Source organism: Kingella potus (genome assembly GCF_900451175.1).
GTDB classification, from domain to species: Bacteria; Pseudomonadota; Gammaproteobacteria; order Burkholderiales; family Neisseriaceae; genus Neisseria; species Neisseria potus.
Genome location: NZ_UGJJ01000001.1, coordinates 400,731 through 420,627 on the forward strand (window position 1 = coordinate 400,731; position 19,897 = coordinate 420,627).

The 19,897-nt window shown below is 58.0% G+C and carries 21 protein-coding genes; 9 read left to right on the forward strand and 12 right to left on the reverse strand.

Going from position 1 to position 19,897, the window contains the following annotated elements:
* Window positions 1-129 precede the first annotated feature (129 nt).
* The 5 genes from DYE40_RS01890 (at window position 130) to DYE40_RS01910 (ending at window position 5,309) form a co-directional block, all read left to right on the forward strand.
* The gene (locus DYE40_RS01890) at window positions 130-624 is read left to right on the forward strand and encodes a DUF456 domain-containing protein (RefSeq protein ID WP_115307486.1); all 495 of its coding nucleotides are present in this window, start codon (window positions 130-132) and stop codon (window positions 622-624) included.
* Between the two features lie 202 nt (window positions 625-826).
* Window positions 827-1,909, forward strand: a complete 1,083-nt coding sequence (locus DYE40_RS01895; RefSeq protein WP_115307487.1) for a PTS sugar transporter subunit IIC — start codon at window positions 827-829, stop codon at window positions 1,907-1,909.
* Window positions 1,910-2,009: 100 nt separating this feature from the next.
* Window positions 2,010-2,975 carry a lactate/malate family dehydrogenase gene (locus DYE40_RS01900; protein ID WP_115307488.1) on the forward strand — a complete coding sequence of 322 codons (966 nt, stop codon included), beginning with the start codon at window positions 2,010-2,012 and terminating at the stop codon, window positions 2,973-2,975.
* Between the two features lie 260 nt (window positions 2,976-3,235).
* Window positions 3,236-4,864 carry an ABC-F family ATPase gene (locus DYE40_RS01905; RefSeq protein ID WP_115307489.1) on the forward strand — a complete coding sequence of 543 codons (1,629 nt, stop codon included), beginning with the start codon at window positions 3,236-3,238 and terminating at the stop codon, window positions 4,862-4,864.
* A 37-nt stretch (window positions 4,865-4,901) separates the two neighbouring features.
* On the forward strand, window positions 4,902-5,309 hold the full coding sequence (locus DYE40_RS01910) for a hypothetical protein (RefSeq protein WP_147286546.1): 408 nt from the start codon (window positions 4,902-4,904) through the stop codon (window positions 5,307-5,309).
* Between the two features lie 466 nt (window positions 5,310-5,775).
* On the opposite strand, the gene DYE40_RS12125 is transcribed toward DYE40_RS01910, so the two are convergent.
* A complete protein-coding gene (locus tag DYE40_RS12125) occupies window positions 5,776-6,075 on the reverse strand; it encodes a hypothetical protein (RefSeq protein WP_147286547.1) in 300 nt (99 codons plus the stop codon).
* Window positions 6,076-6,241: 166 nt separating this feature from the next.
* Window positions 6,242-7,624 (reverse strand): OmpP1/FadL family transporter, encoded by a 1,383-nt coding sequence (locus DYE40_RS01915; protein WP_115307491.1) that lies wholly within the window; start codon window positions 7,622-7,624, stop codon window positions 6,242-6,244.
* Between the two features lie 233 nt (window positions 7,625-7,857).
* Here DYE40_RS01915 and DYE40_RS01920 point away from each other — a divergent pair, with 233 nt between their 5' ends.
* The 3 genes from DYE40_RS01920 (at window position 7,858) to DYE40_RS12485 (ending at window position 9,904) form a co-directional block, all read left to right on the forward strand.
* Window positions 7,858-8,910: a sulfate ABC transporter substrate-binding protein gene (locus tag DYE40_RS01920; protein WP_115307492.1), complete on the forward strand. Its 1,053-nt coding sequence runs from the start codon at window positions 7,858-7,860 to the stop codon at window positions 8,908-8,910.
* A gap of 381 nt (window positions 8,911-9,291) precedes the next feature.
* Window positions 9,292-9,528, forward strand: a complete 237-nt coding sequence (locus DYE40_RS01925) for a hypothetical protein (RefSeq protein ID WP_147286548.1) — start codon at window positions 9,292-9,294, stop codon at window positions 9,526-9,528.
* A 235-nt stretch (window positions 9,529-9,763) separates the two neighbouring features.
* Window positions 9,764-9,904 carry a hypothetical protein gene (locus DYE40_RS12485; RefSeq protein WP_172461186.1) on the forward strand — a complete coding sequence of 47 codons (141 nt, stop codon included), beginning with the start codon at window positions 9,764-9,766 and terminating at the stop codon, window positions 9,902-9,904.
* Window positions 9,905-10,338: 434 nt separating this feature from the next.
* Here DYE40_RS12485 and DYE40_RS01930 read toward each other — a convergent pair whose 3' ends face one another.
* The 8 genes from DYE40_RS01930 to DYE40_RS01965 form a co-directional block, all read right to left on the reverse strand.
* Window positions 10,339-10,557, reverse strand: a complete 219-nt coding sequence (locus DYE40_RS01930; RefSeq protein WP_115307494.1) for a hypothetical protein — start codon at window positions 10,555-10,557, stop codon at window positions 10,339-10,341.
* 79 nt (window positions 10,558-10,636) lie between these two features.
* Entirely contained in the window at window positions 10,637-10,921 is a 285-nt protein-coding gene (locus DYE40_RS01935; protein WP_115307495.1) for a hypothetical protein, read from the reverse strand.
* A gap of 97 nt (window positions 10,922-11,018) precedes the next feature.
* Window positions 11,019-11,861 (reverse strand): hypothetical protein, encoded by an 843-nt coding sequence (locus DYE40_RS12735; RefSeq protein ID WP_174901010.1) that lies wholly within the window; start codon window positions 11,859-11,861, stop codon window positions 11,019-11,021.
* A gap of 78 nt (window positions 11,862-11,939) precedes the next feature.
* The gene (locus DYE40_RS01945; RefSeq protein ID WP_115307496.1) at window positions 11,940-12,209 is read right to left on the reverse strand and encodes a hypothetical protein; all 270 of its coding nucleotides are present in this window, start codon (window positions 12,207-12,209) and stop codon (window positions 11,940-11,942) included.
* A gap of 94 nt (window positions 12,210-12,303) precedes the next feature.
* The gene (locus DYE40_RS12740) at window positions 12,304-13,143 is read right to left on the reverse strand and encodes a hypothetical protein (protein WP_174901011.1); all 840 of its coding nucleotides are present in this window, start codon (window positions 13,141-13,143) and stop codon (window positions 12,304-12,306) included.
* 79 nt (window positions 13,144-13,222) lie between these two features.
* Window positions 13,223-14,440 (reverse strand): hypothetical protein, encoded by a 1,218-nt coding sequence (locus tag DYE40_RS12745; protein WP_174901012.1) that lies wholly within the window; start codon window positions 14,438-14,440, stop codon window positions 13,223-13,225.
* A 305-nt stretch (window positions 14,441-14,745) separates the two neighbouring features.
* Complete coding sequence (locus tag DYE40_RS12750; RefSeq protein ID WP_174901013.1) at window positions 14,746-15,729, reverse strand: hypothetical protein; 984 nt, start codon at window positions 15,727-15,729, stop codon at window positions 14,746-14,748.
* Between the two features lie 14 nt (window positions 15,730-15,743).
* Window positions 15,744-18,473 carry a hypothetical protein gene (locus tag DYE40_RS01965; RefSeq protein WP_115307497.1) on the reverse strand — a complete coding sequence of 910 codons (2,730 nt, stop codon included), beginning with the start codon at window positions 18,471-18,473 and terminating at the stop codon, window positions 15,744-15,746.
* 3 nt (window positions 18,474-18,476) lie between these two features.
* On the opposite strand from DYE40_RS01965, the gene DYE40_RS12490 reads away from it, so the two are divergent.
* Window positions 18,477-18,632, forward strand: coding sequence for a hypothetical protein (locus DYE40_RS12490; protein ID WP_172461187.1), 156 nt, complete (start codon window positions 18,477-18,479; stop codon window positions 18,630-18,632).
* Window positions 18,633-18,668: 36 nt separating this feature from the next.
* On the opposite strand, the gene DYE40_RS01970 is transcribed toward DYE40_RS12490, so the two are convergent.
* Window positions 18,669-18,944 (reverse strand): hypothetical protein, encoded by a 276-nt coding sequence (locus tag DYE40_RS01970; RefSeq protein WP_147286549.1) that lies wholly within the window; start codon window positions 18,942-18,944, stop codon window positions 18,669-18,671.
* A gap of 65 nt (window positions 18,945-19,009) precedes the next feature.
* Window positions 19,010-19,885, reverse strand: a complete 876-nt coding sequence (locus tag DYE40_RS12755; RefSeq protein WP_174901014.1) for a hypothetical protein — start codon at window positions 19,883-19,885, stop codon at window positions 19,010-19,012.
* Window positions 19,886-19,897: the final 12 nt, after the last annotated feature.

The following is a 19,897-nucleotide window of genomic DNA, read 5'->3' on the forward strand; positions in this document are numbered from 1 at the left end:
AGGCCGGTTGCGCCGGATTGAAAAGTATCTTTGCTAAGGTTTCAGGCCGTCTGAAACGCACTTTTCAGACGGCCTCTTCCCGCCGTTACCGTCCCGCCCGTAAAACACAGCACTAAACAAGGAAACTCCATGACTGCTGCCATTCTCCCCGTTATTCTCGGCCTTGCCGCCATCGTCATCGGCCTGTTCGGCACGGTTTACCCCGCTCTGCCCGGCCTGATTTTAATGTTTGCCGGCACCTGGCTTTTGGGTTATGCCGACGGCTACCAAACCATAGGCGGCGGCACGATTGCCGCCGTCGGCATTCTCGCCGCCGTCGGCACGGCAATGGATTATGTAGCCGGAATGCTCGGCGCAAAATTTACCGGCGCAAGCAGGCAGGCTCTGTGGGGCTCGTTTTTCGGCGGCATCGCCGGAGCGTTTTTCGGCATTCCCGGCCTGCTGCTCGGCCCGCTGATCGGTGCGGCGGCAGGCGAATTTCTTGCCCTGCGCGATGCTCTGCGCGCGGGGAAAGTCGGTTTGGGCGCATTTGCCGGCTTCATTGTCGGCACAGCCGCCAAAATCGGCTGCGCCGTCGCCATCACACTCACGCTTTTAGGCGTGTGGCTGTACAGCCTGTTTTGAAAACCGGAAACCTCTCCGGAAATATTTAAGCATAAAATTGCGGTTTGTATAAATTTCAAGCATATTGTTTCAAAATTACCTGAAAAATAATTATATATACTTTAATTATTAAATTTGTTATTAAATTAAGGCTATTTGGTCGATTGTAAAAAACAATATGCTATTATCCGTTTTCCTTTCCCAAACAAATCAGGAAAACGCTATGAGTGAGGCCATACAAAACACCAAAAAAGAATCCGCCGCCGATTTCATCAACAACATCCTCAACGGTACGGCCATCGCCATCGTCGTCGCCCTGATTCCCAACGCCATCCTCGCCACCCTGCTCAAACCCCTGCTCGGACATCCCGTTTTCGGCGGTTTTGCCAACGAATTTCTGCACGTTCTGCAAGTATTCCAATTCTTCACGCCGATTATGGCCGGCATCCTTATCGGCCAGAAATTCCAACTCGCGCCGATGCAGCAGCTTGCCGTCGGCGGTGCCGCCTATATCGGCTCGGGCGCATGGAAATATGTGGAAGTGGTGAAAGACAATGTGGAACAGAGCATTTTCCAGCTCGCAGGCATCGGCGATCTGATTAACACCATGCTGACCGCCGCGCTGGCCGTAGCCGCCGTGCGGCTGGTCGGCAAACGCTTCGGCGCACTCAATATCATCTGCCTGCCGATCGTCATCGGTGTCGGCGTGGGCTTTCTCGGCTGGAAAATCCTGCCTTTCACCGCCCATATCACCACCGTTATCGGCCACGGCATCAACACCTTCACCGAATTGCAGCCCTATCTGATGAGCGTGCTGATCGCCGCTTCGTTTGCCGTCATCATCGTCAGCCCGATTTCCACCGTCGCCATCGGCTTGGCCATCGGCCTGGACGGGCTGGCGGCGGGTGCGGCCTCGATGGGCATTGCCGCCACCACCGCCGTGCTGGTGTGGGGTACCGGCCGCAGCAACGAATCGGGCATCCCCGTCGCCATTGCGCTGGGTGCGATGAAAATGATGATGCCCAATTTCCTCAAACGCCCGCTGATTGCCGTGCCTATGGTGGCCACCGCCGCCGTCTGCGCCCTTGCCGTGCCGTTTTTCAACCTTGTCGGCACACCGGCTTCTTCCGGTTTCGGCCTGGTCGGCCTGGTCGGCCCCATCGCCTCTCTGGCGGGCGGCTGCGGCATTGTCGTCATGCTGCTGGCCTGGCTGGTGCTGCCCTTTGCCGTGGGCTTTATTGCCTACAAACTCTGCCGCGACGTATTCAAACTCTACACCGACGAAGCCTTCGCCTTTAAAGAATAGCCTCCCCCCCTTTATTACTTTCCGGCAGCAGCCGCAGGCAGCCTTTCAGACGGTCTGCCGCCGGACTCCCCCCCCCAACCGCAACCCAAAGGAGCAGTATATGAAAACCAGCAAACTCGCCATTATCGGTGTCGGCCACGTCGGATCGGAAGTGCTTGAAAACGCCGCCCTCTCCGGCCTGTTCGGCGAAATCGTCGCCATCGACACCCGCAGCGAACGCGCCGCTGCCGAAGCCCTCGACCAAATGCACGCTTCCGGGATGCTCGGCCGCGCCAACGTCAGAATCTACGGCGGCGGCTACGACGATATTGCCGATGCCGACGTAATCGTCATCGCCGCCACCCACATCTGGCCGCACGGCGAAGTTCCCGCCGACCGCCAGGCACTTTTGGGCAACAACGCCGCCATCATCCGCCAGATTATGGGCGACATCAGCCGCGTAACCCGCGATGCCGTCCTCGTCTTCATTACCAACCCGCTCGATACCGTCGTTTATATTGCCGCCACCGAGTTCGGCTACCCGAAAGAAAAAATCATCGGCACCGGCTGCGTACTCGATTCCTCCCGCCTGCGCTTCCTGCTCGGCCGCCGCTACGGCCTCGACCCCAAAGCCGTAAACGCCTTCATGATGGGCGAACACGGCTACACCGCCTTCCCCCTGCTGGGCAGCGCGCAAATCGCCACCGTCCCCTACGCGGAGTTGCCCGAATATTTCGGCCAGGACAACTGGACGGCCGACGAAGTACGGGAAAAAGTCGTACAGGCCGCCTATGAAGTGTTCCACCCCAAAGACGGCGTAACCGATGCCGCCGTTGCCCAGGCCGCCACCGAAATCCTGCGCAGCATCGTACTCGACGAAAAAGCCGTTTTCTCCGCCGCCACCTATATCGACGGCGAACTCGGCCAGCACGACACCGTGTTCAGCATCCCTGTGGTAGTCGGTGCCAACGGTGTCGAGAAAAAGCTGCCGCCCAAACTCAACGCATGGGAACAGGCCAAACTCGCCGAATCCGCCGCCGCCATCCGCGCCAACATCGATTTGGCGAAAAAACTGAAACAGGGCTGAGCCGGCTGAGCGGCTTGCAACAGGCCGTCTGAAAACCCGTTCCGGCTGTGCCGGAGCGGCTTTCAGACGGCCTCCGCTTTTGCGTATACGGAAAAACAAAAAATCGGCTGGCAAAAAGCCGGATTGCCCCCGTCGTTTCAAGGCCGTCTGAAAACGGTGCAGGCAAAGGCCAAACCCGCTTTCAGACGGCCTTTTGCCGCTTATGCTACAATCCGCCCATTTTTGATTACGCAATTTAACAAAACAAAGGTTTCAATAACATGATTTCCACCAACGGCATCACCATGCAGTTCGGCGCCAAGCCGCTGTTTGAAAACGTATCCGTCAAATTCGGCGAAGGCAACCGCTACGGCCTCATCGGCGCAAACGGCTCGGGCAAGTCCACCTTTATGAAGATTTTGGGCGGCGATTTGGAGCAGACCAGCGGCGAAGTGGCGATTGAAAACGGCGTGCGGCTGGGCAAATTGAAGCAGGACCAATTTGCCTACGAAGACATGCGCGTACTGGACGTGGTGATGATGGGGCACACCGAAATGTGGGCGGCGATGACCGAGCGCGATGCCATCTACGCCAACCCAGAAGCCAGCGAAGACGACTATATGCACGCGGCGGAATTGGAAGCCAAATTTGCCGAATACGACGGCTACACCGCCGAAGCGCGCGCGGCAGAGCTGCTGGCAGGCGTAGGCATCGAAGAGAGCCTGCACAACGCGCAGATGAGCGAAGTCGCACCTGGCTTCAAACTGCGCGTATTACTGGCGCAGGCATTGTTTTCCAAGCCCGACGTGCTGCTTTTGGACGAGCCGACCAACAACTTGGACATCAACACCATCCGCTGGCTCGAAGGCGTGCTGAACCAATACGACAGCACCATGATTATCATCAGCCACGACCGCCACTTCTTAAACGAAGTCTGCACCCACATGGCGGATTTGGACTACAACACCATCACCATCTACCCCGGCAACTACGACGACTACATGCTCGCCAGCGCACAGTCGCGCGAACGCGCCCTCAAAGACAACGCCAAAGCCAAAGAAAAACTGCAAGAATTGCAAGAGTTTGTGGCACGCTTCTCCGCCAACAAGTCCAAAGCCCGCCAAGCCACCAGCCGCCTGAAACAGGCCGACAAAATCAAAGCCGAAATGGTGGAAGTGAAGCCCTCCACCCGCCAAAACCCCTATATCCGTTTTGAAACCGACGAAAAAAACAAGCTGCACCGCCAGGCCGTGGAAGTGGAAAACCTCGCCAAATCGTTTGACAAAACCCTGTTTGAAAAACTGTCGTACATCTTGGAAGCCGGGCAGCGGCTGGCGATTATCGGCCCCAACGGCGCGGGCAAATCCACCCTGCTCAAACTCTTGGCAGGCGCGTTTGACGAACAGTATTCAGGCAGCCTGAAACCCGATGCCGGCAGCATCAAATGGGCGGAAAAAGCCACCGTCGGCTACTACCCGCAAGACCACGAAAACGACTTCGACTGCGACATGGATTTGAGCGAATGGATGCGCCAATGGGGGCAGGAAGGCGACGACGAACAAGTGATACGCGGCACGCTCGGGCGTTTGCTGTTCGGCAGCAACGACGTGGTGAAACAGGTGAAAGTGCTCTCCGGCGGCGAAAAAGGGCGCATGCTCTACGGCAAACTGCTGCTCTTAAAACCCAACGTGCTGATTATGGACGAGCCCACCAACCACATGGACATGGAAAGCATCGAATCGCTCAACATGGCGCTGGAAAAATACAAAGGCACGCTGATTTTCGTCTCGCACGACCGCCAGTTCGTCTCCTCGCTCGCCACCCAGATTATCGAGCTGGACGGCAAAGGCGGCTACGAACATTATCTGGGCGACTACGAAAGTTATTTGGAGAAAAAAGGCGTGGCGTAAGGCTTTAAGGCCGTCTGAACAACAAAGGCAGCCTGAAATGGGCAAGATACTGATATACCTCGCCAATATCGCAATCAGCGGTTTGTGGATAGTTGCCTGCGCATACAGCGCACCGCGAGCGGGGGCAGTTACCGACTGGTTTGCTGCGCCAATAGCGCTGGTTTTCATGGTGTTCACACTCGCCATGATGGAAAACACCGCCAGCGAATGGACTACCGGCAGCAGAAAAACCGCCCTGCTGCTCATATTGGCTTTTGCCGCATCCGTGGCGGTGTTTTCCTATGCCGCCTTTGCTCATGTTTCCGGCATCTTGCTTTTTGCCTTGTTTCTTGCCGTACTCGTGGGCAATTACGCGCTTACCGTCGCGGTTTCCTATTACTACATCAAAAAGACCGCCGCCCTTTCAGACGGCCTCAACGACAACAAGCACAAGTCGGATACTTGAAGCCGATACCCTGCGGCAGCACAGAAAAGCAGCCTGAAAACCGTTTTCCACGTTTTCAGGCTGCTTTTCGCTTTAATCCCCTGCGGGGGAAGATGTTTTCAGACGGCCTCTGCTTGGCAAGAACGCGTGCGTGGCTGCGCCACACACCCTACGCACGGGATTCAGGTAGGGTGTGTCGCCCTAAGGCGACGCACGCGGCCTTTCAGACGGCCTCTGCTTTTCTTCCCTCCTCCACTTGCGGGGGAGGGTTGGGGTGGGGGCTTTTGCCGCTTGGGTAATATTTGCAGGGCGGCGGACAAAGCGGTTTTGCAAACCGTCCCCCTCCCCAACCCTCCCCCGCGCAGGCGCAGGAGAGGGAGCGGGTCTGCTGCGGGGCAGATGTTTTCAGACGGCCTCTGCTTGGCAAAAACGCGTGCGTGGCTGTGCCACACACCCTACGCACGGGATTCAGGTAGGGTGTGTGGCCCTAAGGCGACGCACGCGGCCTTTCAGACGGCCTCTGCTTTTCTTCCCTCCTCCGCTTGCGGGGGAGGGTTAGGGTGGGGGCTTTTGCCGCTTGGCCGATATTTGCAGGGCGGCGGACAAAGCGGTTTTGCAAACCGCCACCCCCTCCCCAACCCTCCCCCGCGCGGGCGCAGGAGAGGGAGCAGGTCTGCTGCGGGGCGAATATTTTCAGACGGCCTCTGCTTGGCAAAAACGCGTGCGTGGCTGCGCCACACACCCTACGCACGGGATTCAGGTAGGGTGTGTCGCCTAAGCGACGCACGCGTTTTCTGCGGGCTGCGCCATTTGGCAGATTAGGAAAACATCAGGCCGTCTGAAAAAGCGTATTGCGGTTTTCAGACGGCCTCTGTATCGGCAGGAACGCGGCTTGGCTGTGCCACACCCTACATTGCTTCGGCGCGGCGGTTGGGCCGTCTGCCGCCTGTGCGTCAGCGGAATTTGTAGGTGTACTGTATGCCCAGGATGTCGGCGTGGTTTTTAAACGAGGCCGAGGCGCGGCCTTTGCTGTCCACGTCGTAGCCGGTGGCGGCCGCGCCTTCGAAGCGGGTGTCGTTGATGTGGATGTGGCTGTATGCCAAATCAAAAATATGGTGTTTGCCGCGTGTGTATTTCACGCCGGCGGAATACCAGATGCGGTTGCCGTCGGGCAGGGTGTTGAGGCGGCTTTGCGCGCCGCGCACGGGGCTTTGGTCGAAGGCGATGCCGGCGCGCAGCTGCAGCGGGCCGCTGTATTGGTAGGAGCCGCCGACGGCGATTTTGTAGGTATTGCGCCAGTTGGGCGTGATCACGGTGCGGTCGGAGCGGGTGGCAACGGCGGCTTTGCTGTTTTCAAAAACCAGCTCGGCGCGGTTGAAGCGGCTGTGGCGCGTCCAGGTAAGGTCGGCAAACAGCCGGGTTTTCGCGCCGGCCTGATACATGCCGTGTACGGAAAAGGATTCGGGGGTAACAATGCGGACGTGGGCTTTTTCGTGCGCTTTGTAGCCGAACGCGCTGCCGATAAGGGCTTGGTAGGCGGATTGGCCGCCAAGATGCGGCAGAGGGGTGGAAACGGCTGCGCCGTCGGGCTGCCAGTCGGCTGTGCCTTTGATGTCGTGGCGGATTTTGGAACGGTAGTTCGCGCCGATGCGTACACGGTCGTTTACGTCCCACAGCCAGCCGAGCTGGTAGCCGAAGCCCCAGTCTTTGCCTTTTACTTCGGCATGGCCGTCTGAAAGGCCGCTGTGCGCGCCGAGCCGGCCGGAGGCGTTCCAGTCGGCATATTTGCGCAGCTCGGCGGTGGAATATTGGGCGATGATGCCGGCGGCGGCGGCGTGGCGCGGGCTGATTTTGTAGGCGGCAACAGGTTCGACGGCTATGGTGGTCAGGCCGAGTTTGTTGAGGTGGTGGCGCAGCACGGAGTTTTTGCCGTATTCGGTGGACGAGGCAAAAGGAACGTATACGCCCAAGCCCAGCGTCCAATCATCGTTTACTTTATACGCGCCGTACAGATGCGGGGCGGGCACGATGTCTTTGGTGATTTTGCCCGAGGTTTCGCCCTGCACGCTGCCGCCGCGCATATATTGTGCTTCCGCATCGCCGTAGGCAATGTGCGGGGCGACAATATTGGCGGCGGCGGTGATTTCGCTGCTGTCGAGTTTGGCGAGGCCGGCGGGATTGTAGAAAATAGTGGCCGAATCGGCGGCTTCGGCGGCGGCGGCGTTGGCCGTGCCCTGCGCGGTTACCGACTGGGTACCGAAGTGGTAGCCCGAGGCGCGGGCTTGGGAGGCGAAAGCGGCGGATACAAGGAAAACGGCTATGCGGATACGTTTCATGGGGCGGATTTCCGTATTAAAGCAAAAGCTCGAATTTTAACAAAACTCTGCAAAAGGCAAACATTTTATTGCCAAACCGCCTTTTCAGACGGCCTCTCCGCCCTGCCCGCCCGCAAGCCGCGCAAACCCGTTTATAACCAAAGGCCATAACCCGCCCGCAAACGGTTCTTTCCCTTTTCAGACGGCCTGACATAAAGTGGCCGCTTTCAAAAATCCGTTCACAAGGACACGACATGACCGCCAAAACCCTCGCCGCCGCACTCGCCTTTGCCGCCGCACTCTCCGCCTGCGCCCCCGACAACGCCGCGCAGCATTCCGCCTCCGGCGGCAGCGCGCCCGCCTCCGACAGCGTGAAGCTGCTCAATGTTTCCTACGACGTGGCCCGCGATTTGTATAAAGATTACAACCCGCTGTTTATCAAAGAATATCGGAAAAAACACCCCGGCAGGGACATCACCGTCCAGCAATCGCACGGCGGCTCGAGCAAACAGGCGCTGGCCGTTGCCAACGGCTTGCAGGCCGACGTGGTAACCATGAACCAGGGTTCCGACATCGACCTGCTGGTTAAAAAAGGCCTGGTCAAAGCCGGCTGGCGCAAAGCCTTCCCCAACGACGCATCCCCCTTCACCAGCGCGAGCGTCTTCCTTGTGCGCAAAGGCAATCCCAAGCAGATCAAAGACTGGGACGACCTGTCCAAAGACGGCGTGAAACTCGTCGTCGCCAACCCCAAAACCTCCGGCAACGGCCGCTACACCTACCTCGGCGCATACGGCTACGCCCTCAAAGCCGGCAACGGCAACGATGCCCAAGCCCGCGCCTATGTCAAAAAACTGCTGGCCAACGTAGAAGTGTTTGAAAGCGGCGGCCGCTCCGCCACCACCACCTTCATGCAGCGCAAAATCGGCGACGTACTCGTAACCTTTGAAAACGAAGCCAACCTTTCCGCCAAACAATTCGGCAGCGGCGAATACGAAATCGTCTATCCCAAATACACCATCCGCATGGACAGCCCCGTAGCCGTAGTAGACAGCGTGGCGGACAAACGCGGCACGCGCGAAGCCGCCGCCGCCTACCTCGGCCATCTGTGGAGCAAACCCGCGCAGGAGCTGGGCGCGAAACTCTACCTGCGCCCCGCCGATCCCCAAGTCCTCGCCGCCCACGCCGCCAATCTGCCCCCGCTCGACACCTTCGACCCCAACACCGTCTTCGGCGCATGGGACAAAATCATGGCCGAACACTTCGCCGACGGCGGCCTGTTTGACCAGCTCGCCTCCCGCGACAAATAAACGCCGCATCATAAAAGGCCGTCTGAAAATCTGTTTTCAGACGGCCTGATGTTTTCCTAATCTGCCAAATGGCGCAACCCGCAAAAAACGCGTGCGTCGCTTAGGCGACACACCCTACCCGAACAGCAGAATTGCCACCGGCCGCACCGAAGCAATGTAGGGTGTGTGGCGCAGCCACGCACGCGTTCTTGCCGATCCAGAGGCCGTCTGAAAACCGCAATACGCTTTTTCAGACGGCCTGATGTTTTCCTAATCTGCCAAATGGCGCAGCCCGCAAAAAACGCGTGCGCCGCTCAGGCGGCACACCCTACCCGAACAGCAGAATTGCCACCGGCCGCCCCGAAGCAATGTAGGGTGTGTGGCACAGCCACGCACGCGTTTTTGCCAAGCAGAGGCCGTCTGAAAACGTTTGCAGCGCAGCAGACCCGCTCCCTCCCCTGCGCCCGCGCGGGGGAGGGTTGGGGAGGGGGTGGCGGTTTGCAAAACCGCTTTGCCCGCCGCCCTGCAAATATCGGCCAAGCGGCAAAAGCCCCCACCCTAACCCTCCCCCGCAAGCGGGAGAAGGAAGAAAAGCAGAGGCCGTCTGAAAGGTGCAATACGCTTTTTCAGACGGCCTGATGTTTTCCTAATCTGCCAAATGGCGCAGCCCGCAGAAAACGCGTGCGTCGCTTAGGCGACACACCCTACCCGAACAGCAGAATTGCCACCAGCCGCGCCGAAGCAATGTAGGGTGTGTGGCGCAGCCACGCACGCGTTCCCGCCAAGCAGAGGCCGTCGGAAAACATCTGCCCCGCAGCAGACCCGCTCCCTCCCCTGCGCCCGCGCGGGGGAGGGTTGGGGAGGGGGTGGCGGTTTGCAAAACCGCTTTGTCCGCCGCCCTGCAAATATCGGCCAAGCGGCAAAAGCCCCCACCCTATGCCTCCCCCGCAAGCGGGAGAAGGAAGAAAAGCAGAGGCCGTCTGAAAACCGCAATACGCTTTTTCAGACGGCCTGATGTTTTCCTAATCTGCCAAATGGCGCAGCCCGCAAAAAACGCGTGCGCCGCTCAGGCGGCACACCCTACCCGAACAGCAGAATTGCCACCGGCCGCGCCGAAGCAATGTAGGGTGTGTGGCACAGCCACGCACGCGTTCCCGCCAAGCAGAGGCCGTCTGAAAGGTGCAATACGCTTTTCAGACGGCCTGATGTTTTCCTAATCTGCCAAATGGCGCAGCCCGCAAAAAACGCGTGCGCCGCTCAGGCGGCACACCCTACCCGAACAGCAGAATTGCCACCGGCCGCGCCGAAGCAATGTAGGGTGTGTGGCACAGCCACGCACGCGTTCCCGCCAAGCAGAGGCCGTCTGAAAGGTGCAATACGCTTTTTCAGACGGCCTGATGTTTTCCTAATCTGCCAAATGGCGCAGCCCGCAAAAAACGCGTGCGTCGCTTAGGCGACACACCCTACGGCGGGGAAATCGGGGGCGCGGGCGGCCTTTGCGATGATGGCGGCCAGTTCGGCAAAGGGGCTGGGATCCGCACCGGCGGGCAGGGGCTTTTCCGCCCATTCGTCGGCAATCCGCTGCGCGGCGGACAGGCTCTCGGGCAGCATGGCGGCGGGATCGGGGAAGTGGGCGGGATACCAGAGGTAGACGGGGTTCATGGACATGGGGGGTTCCTTTCTTAGGGGGCGGGATAAGGTTTGCCGCCGGTGCGGGGCAGCCGGCGGCCGTGCTTCAACTGCCGAATCAGGTTCTCGGCCTGTTTTCCAGATAGGTCAGAGTGTTCATCAGTTTTTCCCGCGTCCATTCCCTGTCTTCAAAGTAGGCATCATCTGCCGCCAGCCACGATGCTACGACTTCCCTGAGATTCTTTTCTCCTGCCAAGTATAAATCCACCAGCAAAACGGCAAAATCATCGTAGGTTTTTAAGCCTCTATGTATTTTATCGAGAGAATCTTTATATTCATTGGTTTTGACTAGGTTTCTATTGAAATAGGCTTCCAAATCGCCATAGGCCGAAATCGGTGCCACTTCCGCCAGCCTAGTCTCTATATAGGCCAAAAATGCCTCGACATCGCTTTCGATTTTGAATTGGCTTATGCCCGCACTGCTGGATCTCCATAACTCCTCAAAATAATAGCCGAGATTGACCCCCCCACTCAGCCAATTGTTTTATATTGTTTTTTTTATCGTAAGGATGGATATTATCCAGTTCGTACCAGTATATCTGCTCCACTGTTTCATCCGACAGACTCCAGCCTACTGATATATTGTAAACGCCGTCATTGTAGGTATCCCAGATGGAAATATACACAATCTGCCAGCCGTGCTCGGTCGGCTTGACGTAGATAAGGGTGTCCGGCTCGGGCTTTCTTTTTTTCTTGCCGAATCCTTTCGGCAGGTAAAGATGCGGGGCATATTCAAAGCCGTAACGCCCCATCAATTCGTCGGTCTTCGGGCGGAAGTATTTGTAGAAATCTTTGATGTTTTCCGGCAGGCCCCGGTTGGCGGCACGCCATTTTCTTTCGGCTGCCGCTTTTTCTTCCAGCTCGCGCAGAATACCGGCAAAAAAGTCTTCCTCGGGAAAGCTGCGGCCGTCGGGCAGGAGCAGGCGGCCGTTGCTGTCGTACAGCACCAAGCCGAGATTGGGGGCGTAGTCATCCAGCAGCGGCATGATTTCATCATAATGCTCGGACAGTTCGGCCAGGGCGTGGCCGCGCAGGTAGGCGGGCAGATCGGTTTCGATGCCGGCATAGCTTTGACGGAAGCCTGGGCTTGCTTCTTTGGAACGGGCGGCCTTTGCGATGATGGCGGCCAGTTCGGCAAAGGGGCTGGGATCCGCACCGGCGGGCAGGGGCTTTTCCGCCCATTCGTCGGCAATCTGCTGCGCGGCGGACAGGCTCTCGGGCAGCATGGCGGCGGGATCGGGGAAGTGGGCGGGATACCAGAGGTAGACGGGATTCATGGACATGGGGGTTCCTTTCTTAGGGGGCGGGATAAGGTTTGCCGCCGGTGCGGAGCAGCCGGCGGCCGTGCTTCAACTGCCGAATCAGGTTCTCGGCCTGTTTTCCAAGTAGTTTAATGCCTTCATATACCGCTCGCGGACAAACTCCCGATTCACAATATAGGCATCGTCAACGGCAAGCCATGATTCAACTATTTCCCGCAAATTAGGCTTGCCGTCTAAATACAGAATAACCAGACGTTCGAGAAAAAAATTGTATGTAAACAGCCCATTGCCAGCCTCATGTTCAAGATCTGTAACCGTGTTGTTTTCAAAAAAGCGGTCTACGTCCGCATAAGTATAGATCGGTGCCACTTCCGCCAGCCTGACCTCTATATAGGTCAGAAGTGCCTCAATCTGACTTTCGATTTTGAATTGGCTTATATCTATACCCTTGGGACGCCAAAAGTCATGTAAATAATAACCAATGTTGACCCCCCCCCTCAGCCAATTGTTTTATATTGTTTTTTTTATCGTAAGGATGGATATTGTCCAATTCGTACCAGTATATCTGCTCTGCCGTTTCGTCGGAAAGATTCCAGCTTACCCGTATGTCGTAAACACCGTCTTTGTAAATATCGTGGATGGAAATATAAATGAGCTGCCAGCCGTGTTCGGTCGGCTTGGCGTAAATGATGACATCGGGTTCCAATTTTTTACGTTTATGCGATTCGACATTAAAAAACTGCGGGGCATATTCAAAGCCGTAACGCCCCATCAATTCGTCGGTCTTCGGGCGGAAGTATTTGTAGAAATCTTTGATGTTTTCCGGCAGGCCCCGGTTGGCGGCACGCCATTTTCTTTCGGCTGCCGCTTTTTCTTCCAGCTCGCGCTGGATGGCGGCAAAAAAGTCTTCCTCGGGAAAGCTGCGGCCGTCGGGCAGGAGCAGGCGGCCGTTGCTGTCGTACAGCACCAAGCCGAGATTGGGGGCGTAGTCATCCAGCAGCGGCATGATTTCATCATAATGCTCGGACAGCTCGGCCAGGGCGTGGCTGCGCAGGTAGGCGGGCAGATCGGTTTCGATGCCGGCATAGCTTTGGCGGAAGCCTGCGCTTGCTTCTTTGGAACGGGCGGCCTTTGCGATGATGGCGGCCAGTTCGGCAAAGGGGCTGGGATCCGCACCGGCGGGCAGGGGCTTTTCCGCCCATTCGTCGGCAATCTGCTGCGCGGCAGACAGGCTCTCGGGCAGCATGGCGGCGGGATCGGGGAAGTGGGCGGGATACCAGAGGTAGACGGAGTTCATGGACATGGGGGGTTCCTTTCTTAGGTTGCGGGATAAGGTTTGCCGCCGGTGCGGGGCAGCCGGCGGCCGTGCTTCAACTGCCGAATCAGGTTCTCGGCCTGTTTTCCAAGTAGGTCAGAGTTTTCATCAGCCGTTCCCGTGCAAACTCCTTGTTGCCAAAATAAGCATCGTCCGCCGCCAGCCACGACTCTACGACTTCTCTGAGGTTTCGCCTGCCTTCCAGATAAAGATCGACCAGTACGATAGGAAAATCATTATAGGTCTTGATGTTTTTATTTAGTTTCTCAGAAATATCTTTATATTCGCTGGCCTTACCCAGCCTGCTGTTGAAATAGGCCTCCAAATCGCCATAGGCCGAAATCGATGCCACTTCCGCCAGCCTAGTCTCTATATAGGCCAAAAATGCCTCGATTTGACTTTCTGTTTTGAATTTGCTTGAACCTATGTAACCACCATCCCATGAGGAAGAAAGATAATAGCCAATATTGACCCCCCCCTCAGCCAATTGTTTTTTATTGTTTTTTTTAGCATACGGGGAGATATTTTCCAATTCGTACCAGTATATCTGCTCTACCGTTTCGTCGGAAAGATTCCAGCTTACCCGTATGTCGTAAACACCGTCTTTGTAAATATCGTGGATGGAAATATAAATGAGCTGCCAGCCGTGTTCGGTCGGCTTGGCGTAAATGATGACATCGGGTTCCAATTTTTTACGTTTATGCGATTCGACATTAAAAAACTGCGGGGCATATTCAAAGCCGTAACGCCCCATCAATTCGTCGGTCTTCGGGCGGAAGTATTTGTAGAAATCTTTGATGTTTTCCGGCAGGCCCCGGTTGGCGGCACGCCATTTTCTTTCGGCTGCCGCTTTTTCTTCCAGCTCGCGCTGGATGGCGGCAAAAAAGTCTTCCTCGGGAAAGCTGCGGCCGTCGGGCAGGAGCAGGCGGCCGTTGCTGTCGTACAGCACCAAGCCGAGATCGGGGGCGTAGTCATCCAGCAGCGGCATGATTTCATCGTAGTGTTCGGACAGTTCGGCCAGGGCGTGGCCGCGCAGGTAGGCGGGCAGATCGGTTTCGATGCCGGCATAGCTTTGGCGGAAGCCTGCGCTTGCTTCTTTGGAACGGGCGGCCTTTGCGATGATGGCGGCCAGTTCGGCAAAGGGGCTGGGATCCGCACCGGCGGGCAGGGGCTTTTCCGCCCATTCGTCGGCAATCTGCTGCGCGGCAGACAGGCTCTCGGGCAGCATGGCGGCGGGATCGGGGAAGTGGGCGGGATACCAGAGGTAGACGGAGTTCATGGACATGGGGGGTTCCTTTCTTAGGTTGCGGGATAAGGTTTGCCGCCGGTGCGGGGCAGCCGGCGGCCGTGCTTCAACTGCCGAATCAGGTTCTCGGCCTGTTTTCCAAGTAGTTTAATGCTTTCATATACCGCTCGCGGACAAACTCCCGATTCACAATATAGGCATCGTCAACGGCAAGCCATGATTCAACTATTTCCCGCAAATTAGGCTTGCCGTCTAAATACAGAATAACCAGACGTTCGAGAAAAAAATTGTATGTAAACAGCCCATTGCCAGCCTCATGTTCAAGATCTGTAACCGTGTTGTTTTCAAAAAAGCGGTCTACGTCCGCATAAGTATAGATCGGTGCCACTTCCGCCAGCTTCTTGTCCAAATAAGCCAAAAATGTTTCGACATCGCTTTCGATTTTGAATTGGCTTATGCCAGCATAGCAGGATCTCCATGAGTCGGATAAATAATAGCCGAGGTTTACCCCCCCCAGCAGCTAATTGTTTTATATTGTTTTTTTTATCGTAAGGATGGATATTGTCCAGCTCATACCAGTATATCTGTTCTGCCGTTTCGTCCGACAGATCCCAATACACCGATATATTGTAAACACCGTCATTGTAGGTATCCCAGATGGAAACATAAACAATCTGCCAACCATGTTCGGTCGGCTTGGCATAAACCATCACATCCGGCTCGGGCTTGCGGCTTCTCTTATCATGGCCTTCGGGACGGTAGAACTGCGGGGCATATTCAAAGCCGTAACGCCCCATCAATTCGTCGGTCTTCGGGCGGAAGTATTTGTAGAAATCTTTGATGTTTTCCGGCAGGCCCCGGTTGGCGGCACGCCATTTTCTTTCGGCTGCCGCTTTTTCTTCCAGCTCGCGCTGGATGGCGGCAAAAAAGTCTTCCTCGGGAAAGCTGCGGCCGTCGGGCAGGAGCAGGCGGCCGTTGCTGTCGTACAGCACCAAGCCGAGATTGGGGGCGTAGTCATCCAGCAGCGGCATGATTTCATCGTAATGCTCGGACAGTTCGGCCAGGGCGTGGCCGCGCAGGTAGGCGGGCAGATCGGTTTCGATGCCGGCATAGCTTTGGCGGAAGCCTGCGCTTGCTTCTTTGGAACGGGCGGCCTTTGCGATGATGGCGGCCAGTTCGGCAAAGGGGCTGGGATCCGCACCGGCGGGCAGGGGCTTTTCCGCCCATTCGTCGGCAATCCGCTGCGCGGCAGACAGGCTCTCGGGCAGCATGGCGGCGGGATCGGGGAAGTGGGCGGGATACCAGAGGTAGACGGGGTTCATGGACATGGGGGGTTCCTTTCTTAGGGGTGGTTGGATTGGATGAGGTCTGCGAGGTGCAGGCGGATGCTGCTGCCTGTGCCTGCGATCAGTTGTTTGCCGCTGGCGGACAGCGGGCGGCGCGGCAGGGTTTCCCAGCCGCCGTGTGCGTTTAGAAGCCATTCGTAGCAGCGGGTGCGGCTGCCGCCGATAAGGGTCAGTTGCAGGCGGATGTGCTGCGGGGCGGCGGCGGGCAGGTGCAGGTGCAGGCGGCCGGTCTGCCAGCCGGCGAGGTCGGCTTGGCCGGTGTCGGCGACGGTGTGGCTGCGGCGGCCGTCGCTGAGCACGGAGCCGGCGGGCAGGCCGGAGAGCAGGATTTGCCGCCGGCGTTTGCGCGGCAGAAGCGGAACGGCCTGATGGCGGGCGATGAGGGCGATCAGGGCGGCGGCGGCCAGGACGAGCCAGCCGAGCTGCTGCCTGAGCGTCAGGCGGCCTGCATCTGCGGCCTGCTCCGCAGCGGGCGGGACGGATGCCGCGCCGCTGTCTGCGGGGAGGCCGGCGGCATGGATGGCGATCAGTTCGGGGCGGCCGCTGCCGATGAGGGGGATGCGGACGCTGCCCTGCCCCTGCCGGGCTTCGATTTGGTGCAGGCGTGTGCCGCCCTGATAGATTTTGAGCAGGAGGGGGGTGGCGGTGTCGTAGTCGAAATGGTAGTGGGCTTGCCCTCCTGCTTCGGTGTACAGGGTTTGTTCCCACAGCCATTGGCCGCCTGCGGTTTGGCCGCTTTGGGTCAGCAGGGTGAGGATGTCGCCCAGTACGGGGATGGGGATGGCGGGGCTGCCGTCGGCGGGGGCGGGGTTGTTTTCAGACGGCCTCTGCGGAACGGCGGGCTTGTTGTCGGCAGGGGTCGGGCTGTTTTCAGACGGCCTCTGCGGAACGGCGGGGCTGTTGTCGGCAGGGGTCGGGCTGTTTTCAGACGGCCTCTGCGGTGCAACGGTGGGGCTGCCGTCGGCAGGGGCTGGGCTGTTTTCAGACGGCCTCTGCGGAACGGCGGGACTGCCGTCGGCAGGGGCTGGGTCGTTTTCAGACGGCCTCTGCGGCGGGGTGGTGCCGCTGTCGGTGTGTATCGGCTGTTCGGGCAGGCTGGCGGACAGGCCGATGTTGCCGATGCGGATGCGGCTGTCTGCCGCGCCGAAGCCGAGCAGGTCGAAGGACAGCCAGACTCCGGCCGGGGCTTGGGCGGCGGTTTGCGCGGCCAGGTAGGACGAGAGGTCGAGATGGTAGCTGCGGCTGCCGTCGGGGTGGTAGATGCGGCGGATGTTGGGGGCGAGGCTTTCGCTGCCGTCGGCCTGGATGTTGAGCAGGCTGTCGCTGCGGCCGAGTCCGTTGGCAAACAGGGGGCGGCCGGTGGCGGCATCGAGCAGGGCGGCTTCGAAGGCATCGGGGGCGGTGTGGCCGCCGTTGGCGGACAGGCTGCCGCCTTCGAGGGTGAAGTGCAGGACTTTGTGCTGCGGATCCAGCCTGAATGCCTGCGACAGGCGGCTGTGGCCGTCTGAATCTTCGTGCAGCCATGCGCTGCTTTGTTCGTAAACAATGCGGCCGCTGCGCTGCCATGCGTTTCGGGCTGTCTTGCCCGCCAGCGGGACGAAGGGGCTTGGTGCCGCTGCGGCGCGCCAATGGGGGCGGGCTGCTCCGGGCTGTGTCAGGGGGGCGGTGATGCGTTGTGTGCCGCCGTGGAAGGCCGAATCGCTCAGGCGCAGGCCGAGGGCGAGGGCATCGGGGGCGGCGGGCAGGCGGCGGATGCCTTGCGCCAGCCTTTCGTTCATGATGCTGTTTTCCATGCGGTTGTCGTTCAGGCCGAGGATGTGGCCGGTTTCGTGGATGAGGACGGTGAGCGCGTCGAGGCCGCGGGCGGCGGGGCTGCCGGCGGCGGCGCGGCCGTGGTGTCCGCGCATGGCGTATTCTTCGTGTGCCTCGGGGGTGGGGTCGACAAACCAGCCTGCTCCGGCGGCATCGGGCGAGAGCCAGATGGTGCCTTCGCCGTCGGTGTGCGCGGCGCGGCCGGCAGGCAGCTCTTGGAAGAGCAGCCTGATGCCGCTCAGGCGGCTTTCTGCGACACCCCATTGCCGCCAGTAGGCTTTGGCGGCTTCGAGCAGGGCGGGGAAGCTGCTTTCGCCGTCGAGCCAGATCAGGCCGCCGCCGGATCCGATCAGGGCGAGGATCGGGCGTTTCAGCCGGTCGTGGTCGAGCATGATGCGGCCGTCGGCCTTTTGGCCGCCGCTGCCTTTCAGGGCATCTTCTTTGCTGAGATAAACGCGCATTTCGAGACGGATGTCGGCTTCGAGATTGGGCAGTCCGTTGGCATCAAATGCACCTACTCCGGGTTTACCACCTCTTTTAGCAAGGGTATTCAATCTTTTTAATTCGTTAACTAAATCTTGTCCTACCTTGCTGTTTTCGTTGATCTGAATCTTGTATTTGCCGCTGGCGATTTTGGCGTACAGGTCTTTTTGGTTTTGGTTGAGCAGGTTGCGGTGGCGGAAGCTGCTGTTTAAGGCATCCTGGTGCGCCCAGGTGGATTTGGCTTCCACCAGTTGCAGGCTGATGCGGCCGTTTTGCTCGATGATGACGATGTTGTCCATGATGCCGCCGAGATCCAGCAGCCTGCCCGTTTCGCTATCAACCAAGCGGTAGGGTACCTGGCTGTATACGTTTTTTTCGCCAAATTCTTGTTTCAGTGCGGCGGTTACGGCGGCTTCGTGGTCTTTGGACATGTTGTGCAGGGCATCGTACCACTGCTTGTCCAGCTCGATTTCGCTGCCGTCGTTCAGACGTACGCGGCCGTTTTTCAGGGTGGCGTTTTCATCGAGCAGGCCGTGGGTTTTCAGCAGATCCAGGGTGTGCGCATCGGCGATGTTTTCGAGCCTGCCTGACCGTCCTCCTGCGGTTTTCCCAGAATCTACTGCTATTTAACGATCTAACGGCCTGTTTTCCAGATAAACCAGTGCTTTTGCCAGCAGCACCTCCACTTTTTCCTTATTGACAAAACGGATATGGCTCTGATGCAGCCACTTCTCTTTCAATCCGGCCAAATCTTTTTGTCCGCGAAGATAGGCAATAACCAAACGAAGATTTAATCTTCCCGCAGTAATTTCGGCAAAAGGATTATTGTCTGCACCATCCTCATAAATCATATGGGCATTGAAATACGCTTCTACATCATCATAAGTCTGAATCGGTGCCACTTCCGCCAGCCTAACCTCTATATAGGCCAAAAATACCTCGACATCGCTTTCGATTTTGAATTGGCTTATGCCCGCATCGCTGGATCTCCATGACTCCTCAAAATAATAGCCGAGATTGACCCCCCTCCCTCAGCCAATTGTTTTATATTGTTTTTTTTATCGTAAGGATGGATATTATCCAGTTCGTACCAGTATATCTGCTCCACTGTTTCATCCGACAGACTCCAGCCTACTGATATATTGTAAACGCCGTCATTGTAGGTATCCCAGATGGAAATATACACAATCTGCCAGCCGTGCTCGGTCGGCTTGACGTAGATAAGGATGTCCGGCTCGGGCTTTCTTTTTTTCTTGCCAAATCCTTTCGGCAGGTAAAGATGCGGGGCATATTCAAAGCCGTAACGCCCCATCAATTCGTCGGTCTTCGGGCGGAAGTATTTGTAGAAATCTTTGATGTTTTCCGGCAGGCCTCGGTTGGCGGCGCGCCATTTTCTTTCGGCTGCCGCTTTTTCTTCCAGCTCGCGCAGAATACCGGCAAAAAAGTCTTCTTCGGGAAAGCTGCGGCCGTCGGGCAGGAGCAGTCGGCCGTTGCTGTCGTACAGCACCAAGCCGAGATCGGGGGCGTAGTCATCCAGCAGCGGCATGATTTCATCGTAATGCTCGGACAGCTCGGCCAGGGCGTGGCCGCGCAGGTAGGCGGGCAGATCGGTTTCGATGCCGGCATAGCTTTGGCGGAAGCCTGCGCTTGCTTCTTTGGAACGGGCGGCCTTTGCGATGATGGCGGCCAGTTCGGCAAAGGGGCTGGGATCCGCACCGGCGGGCAGGGGCTTTTCCGCCCATTCGTCGGCAATCCGCTGCGCGGCGGACAGGCTCTCGGGCAGCATGGCGGCGGGATCGGGGAAGTGGGCGGGATACCAGAGGTAGACGGGGTTCATGGACATGGGGGGTTCCTT